2 protein-coding genes are annotated in these 1,339 nt (G+C 59.4%); both read right to left on the bottom strand.

Annotated features, from left to right (window positions below; all coding sequences use genetic code 11):
- A partial coding sequence (locus AB4043_RS25715) for a hypothetical protein (RefSeq protein ID WP_442308547.1) occupies positions 1-568 on the bottom strand: 568 nt, incomplete at its 3' end.
- The gene (locus AB4043_RS25710; RefSeq protein WP_442301183.1) at positions 565-1,158 is read right to left on the bottom strand and encodes a TetR/AcrR family transcriptional regulator; all 594 of its coding nucleotides are present in this window, start codon (positions 1,156-1,158) and stop codon (positions 565-567) included. The genes AB4043_RS25710 and AB4043_RS25715, both read right to left, overlap by 4 nt.
- Positions 1,159-1,339: the final 181 nt, after the last annotated feature.

Here is a 1,339-nt window from a genome sequence, read left to right as displayed (position 1 = left end):
GCCTTGCGGATTCCGACTTCTGTGCCATGGCGTCGCGTTTTGCCAATGCGTCATCGTACTGCTGCCGCGAGATCGTCTCGCCGCGCACCAGCATTGCCATACGCTTGAAAGTCGCCTCGGCGTTGATCGCATCTGCCTGTGCTGCGTCGTAGTCGGCCTGCGCCTGCGCAAGCTCCTGCGTGCGCGGCCCGCTCTTCGCAGCTTCATATGCTGCCTGCTGGGCTCGTGCCGTCGCCTCAGCCTGGGCAATCTCTTCGGGACGGTTACCGTGCTCCATCTTGGCAAGATCCGCCTCGGCCTGATCCGCAGATGCCCGTGACTGCGCTAACTGTGCCTTCAGCTCATCCGCCTCAAAGCGCACGAGCATCGTGGAAGCCTTCACCATCTGGCCCTCTTCGACGGCGACGTCGGTCACGCGGCCGCCTACCTTCGATCCCACCTCGATCTCACGTGTCTCCACCGTACCGGAGTAGACCAGCGGCCTCGGTCCGCGTAACAACCAATACGCCAGGGCGATGCTCGCCACCAGAATTACGACACCACCCGCGATCACTGCGTTCCGCTTCATACGCCCCCCGCAAACGCAACACCAAGCCGCTGCTCCAGCGTGTGCGAAAGCCAGTTCGGCGGCAGCTTTTCATTAACCATCCATTCGAGCATCGTCGCCATCAAGACGGCGAAAATTGTCTCAGCCACCATACGTGCCGAAAATAGCTTTTTCCTGCGCGGGATCTGATCGATCAAACCACTCAGCACTTCCACAGCCTCAGCGCGCCTTTCCAGCAGATAGCCGTACGATGCCGGCTGAAACCACGCGAGCATCATCAGCTTGCGATGCCCGCGAGCGATCTCTTCATGCTCTCGCGCAATCCGCAGAATGAAGGCAAGTATCTCGTCCCGTGTGGCAGGACGGACGCCTGCCTCCATCTGGCCGGCAAATTCCTTCAGCCGCTCTACACGTAACCGTGCAATCTCCGGCAAGATCAGTTCCTTGCGCGCAAAGTAGTTGAACAGGGTCGCACGCGAGACGCCCGCGGCCTCGCTGATCGCTTCCATGGAAACCTCGTCATATCCATCCCGGACGAAGAGATCGTAGGCGGCGCGCACCATCTCCATCCGGGTCTGTTCCTTCTGCCGTTCGCGGAGTGAGCCAGCCATTTCGCCTAACACTATAGTCCAAAACTTGGACTCAAATATAGAATTTCGCGGATGGCCTCCGAACACGTTGCGGCTCGAAAGCCACTCCGTCAGGTAGAAAGTTGCGACATCGCTCAAATATCTCCTGAAAGGACAGCCTCAGGGGTGCCGGCCGAACGACATCGATCGACAACAGAGGTTG

Source organism: Terriglobus sp. YAF25, assembly GCF_052113305.1.
In the GTDB taxonomy this organism is placed as follows: domain Bacteria; phylum Acidobacteriota; class Terriglobia; order Terriglobales; family Acidobacteriaceae; genus Terriglobus.
Note: the sequence above shows the minus strand (reverse complement) of the source record. Positions and strands in the feature narration are given on the sequence as shown.

Coding starts and splice junctions, on each gene's coding strand:
- AB4043_RS25710 (WP_442301183.1), bottom strand. CDS start 1,158: ATGGCTGGCTCACTCCGCGAACGGCAGAAGGAACAGACCCGGATGGAG.